The organism is Tahibacter sp. (genome assembly GCF_035481375.1).
Classification (GTDB): domain Bacteria; phylum Pseudomonadota; class Gammaproteobacteria; order Xanthomonadales; family Rhodanobacteraceae; genus Tahibacter.
Window position 1 is genome coordinate 1 of sequence record NZ_DATIGT010000013.1, and the last position, 3,198, is coordinate 3,198.

Annotated in this window: 2 protein-coding genes; both read left to right on the forward strand. The window is 68.2% G+C overall.

All coding sequences use genetic code 11. From position 1 onward, the window contains the following. The coding region (locus VLF18_RS00655) for a proprotein convertase P-domain-containing protein (RefSeq protein ID WP_325277680.1) at positions 1-214 on the forward strand (214 nt) is incomplete at its 5' end. Positions 215-423: 209 nt separating this feature from the next. Then, positions 424-3,198, forward strand: a 2,775-nt coding sequence (locus VLF18_RS00660) for a PKD domain-containing protein (protein ID WP_325277681.1), incomplete at its 3' end; no start/stop codon positions are given.

A 3,198-nucleotide genomic window follows, 5' to 3' on the forward strand; every position in this document is an offset into this window, starting at 1 on the left:
CACGTATCAGGGCGACCTGAAGGTCGATCTCGTGGCACCGGATGGAACGCTGTACAACATCCACAATCGCACCGGCAGCGGCACGGACAACATCAACAAGACCGTGACCCTGAACCTGTCGAGCGAGGCGCTCAACGGCACGTGGAATCTCCGTGTCAACGACAACGCCGGCGGCGACACCGGCAGGATCGACAGCTGGAGCATCACGTTCTGAAGCAACCCAGCGGACGGCGCCTCTTCGGCGCCGTCCGTCGTTTGCGCCATCGCCAACGAATCGACTCAGCCGCCGCGCGGCCGCGCCGCGCCGTCGCTTCACGCCCTTCGTCATGCAGCGGCAGCCGCGCTGCCGCCTGCGGAGATCCGATCATGCATGCATGCCCTGCTTTGCGGAGCCACTTGCTCGTGTTCGTGGCTGCCGTATCCATGACTGCCGCAGCCAGCGCGCAGTCCCTGTCGAATGACGACTCCGAGCGCGGCAGCCGGCCGCGCGAGGAAAGCTGGCAGATCGAGCAGCGCCAGCGGTGGTTCATCCAGTCGCGCGGACTCGACCGCGCCGCCAACGCGAGCGCCGAACGGCGCAATGCCGTGGAAGCGCTGAAGGCCGAGGCCGAGCGACTGGCGCCGTCGCAGCGCGCCGCCGGCGAAACGTGGGCGCCGCTCGGCCCCTCGTCGATGAACATGGGCAACTGGACCATGGGCCGCGTTTCGGGCCGGAACAATGCCGTCACGCCGCATCCCGGCGACGACAATATCGTCTATTTCGGCGCAGCCGCGGGCGGCGTCTGGAAGACCACCAACGGCGGCACGTCGTGGACGCCGCTGTTCGACCAGGTCGGAACGCTGCCGATCGGCGCCGTGTTCGTCGAAGCGTCCGCGCCGGCCAACGTCTGGGCAGGCACGGGCGACAAGAATGGCGGCGGCTGTGCCGGCTATTTCGGCCAGGGCGTCTACCTGTCCACCGACAGCGGCGCGACGTGGCAGGCGCGCAACGGCAGCGGCTCCGGCGCGATGCCACTGTCCATCGTCAATGCCGTGGCCGTGCAGCCGACCAACGCGAACGTCGTGCTGGCCGGCGGCGCGGGCAGCTGCAGCGCGACGGGAACGTTGTCGGGCTCCGGCCTGTACCGCTCCGCCGACCGCGGCGGCAGCTGGACCAAGACCCTCAACGGCAATGTCGAAGACATCGTGTTCGTGCCCGGCACGGCGACGGTGTATGCCGGCGTCGGCGGCGGCGGCGTGTACAAATCCACCGACGGCGGCGCGAGCTGGACCGCCAGCAACAGCGGCCTCGCCGTTTCCGGCAACCGGTTGCGCCTCGCGATGGCGGCGAGCAACACCAACGTGCTGTACGCCCTGCAAAGCGGCAGCCTCTATCGCAGCGCCGACGGCGGGGCCAGCTGGAGCCTGCGCAGCAACAGCGCCTGCGAAGGCCAGTGCACCTACAACCTCGCCATCGACGTGCACCCCACGCAGCCGGACACGATCCTCGTCGGCAGCATCCGTGCGGCGCGCTCGACCAACGGCGGCAGCAGCTTCACCTTCCTCACGACCACCTGGGGCAGCGGCCAGACCGTGCATCAGGACACTCACGTCGTGCGCTATTCGCGTATCGATCCGAATCGTTTCTGGATCGGCAGCGACGGCGGCGTCTGGCGGACCGACAACGGCGGATCCGGCTGGGTGAACATGAATTCCAATCTCAACGTCACGCAGTTCTACGACATCAGCGTGCATCCGACCAATCCGGACATCGTGTTCGGCGGCGCGCAGGACAATTCGTCGTCGTCGCGCACCACGAGCTCGGTCTGGAACCTCACGTTCGTCTCCGGCGACGGCTTCATGAACGCGATCGACGCGACCAACCCGTCCATCGTGTTCCAGACCAGCTATCCCTCGGGCGGTTTCCCGAGCATCTATCGCTCGACCACCGGCGGCGGCGCGAACAGCTTCTCCAAACTGGCGACGACCGGCATGACGTCGTCGTCGAGCTTCCCGTGGGTGACGCCGATGGCGGTCGCCGGCAACCGTCTATTCACTGCGTCCAACGTGGTCTATCGCGCCACCACGTCGGCCAGCCCGATGTCGTGGACGGCCGTCACCGGCAACCTCGGCTCGGCCGTGTCGGTGCTGACGCCGGTGTCGATGGGCGTGCTGATTCCGACCTATGCGGGCACTTCCGGCGGCCGCATCTACGCGACGCCCGACGCCGCCGTGCCCAGCAGCACGTGGACCGACGTCACCGGCAACTACCCGGGCGGCGTGGTCTCGGACATCGCCATGGACCCGCTCAACGCGCAGCGCGTATTCGTCACGCGCGCCGGCTTCGGCGCGTCGCGGCTGTATCGTTCGACCAGCGGCGGCACGAACTGGAGCGCGGTCGGTGCCGGACTGCCGAACGTGCCGGCCAATACCGTCGCGATCGACCCGCAGAACACCAACCGCATCTTCGTCGGCACGGACATCGGCGTCTACGAGAGCGCCGACGGCGGCAACAATTTTGTTGCTTTTTCCACCGGACTGCCGCTCGGCCTCGTCGTCACCGATCTCGAGATCGACGACGCTCCGCACGTGCTCAGCGCCGGCACCTACGGCCGCGGCGCCTGGAAGGTCACGCTCAACAATGGCGGCAACGTGGCGCCGACCGCGAATTTCAGCGTTGCGACCAACGCGCTGACGGCGACCTTCACCGACACCTCGACCGACAGCGACGGCACGATCGCCTCGCGCAGCTGGAACTTCGGCGACGGCGGTACCTCGACGGCGACGAACCCGAGCCACACCTACGTATCGGCGGGCACCTACACGGTCACGCTGACCGTCACCGACAACGCCGGCGCGACCAACACCAGGACCGCGCCGGTCACCGTGACCAGCGGGCCGGGCAACACACCGCCGGTGGCGAATTTCGCATCGTCCGCGAACGGCCTCACTGCGTCCTTCACCGACACCTCGACCGATGCGGACGGCACGATCGCCTCGCGCAGCTGGAACTTCGGCGACGGCGGCACCTCGACCGCGACGAATCCGAGCCGCACGTACGCCGCGGCCGGCACGTACACGGTCACGCTGACGGTCACTGACAACGCCGGCGCGACCAACACCCGGACCGGTTCGGTCACCGTGACCGCGCCGCCGGGCGACACGGTGCTGCAGAACGGTGTGGCGAAGACCGGTCTGTCGATCGCCACGGGCCAGGGC